Here is a 695-nt window from a genome sequence, read left to right as displayed (position 1 = left end):
CGCATTTTTACCCGCTATGACAAACTGGATATTATCTTTTTGGCTTTTGTCTTTTTTGCTCTCATTGTCGATGTGCTTATGTGAACACTACCTAGTATAACCACGATCTTCACGAGCAGTTTTAATCCGCTCTCCCATCTTATCTGTTATATCAACTGACGCTATTTTGTGTTTGTTACTTGCCACCAGCAGTTCACCTCCCGGCTCTTATATTCTACAGCCTTTCCCCATATTAAAAAATGAATTTATGGTGTTTATTTTTTACCACCATTAATGTTAGGACCATTATCTGTATTGGACATTAAACAGGCTCTAAGGAGATGTAAACAGCCATGTTTTTAGAATCAAGTGGGGATAACACCATCCCCATTGCCTTAACGGAATTTATAGCCCTACTGAAAATTTAAAAAGCTTACTTGTTTCAAAAATCCATAATTTAGCAATGAAAAACCGCCGCCAGTTACATGAACTGACAGCGGTTTTTTATTGCCAAAATTTTTTTGCAAAAACAGCCAATTTAACGCACAGTTTAGCCAAATCATTTCGCTTTATTAGCGGAAAGGGAGAGGACCACTACATCCCCCAACGAAAGGGGGTGAGAAGATGGGAACGATCCCCCGCTTTAACAATCCTAGGTAGTGTTCACATAAGCACATCGACAATGAGAGCAAAAAAGACAAAAGCCAAAAAGATAA

The organism is Anaerotruncus sp. G3(2012), assembly GCF_000403395.2.
Taxonomy (GTDB): domain Bacteria; phylum Bacillota; class Clostridia; order Oscillospirales; family Ruminococcaceae; genus Anaerotruncus.
The sequence above is the reverse complement of the archived record's forward strand: the minus strand, read 5'-3'. Positions refer to the sequence as shown.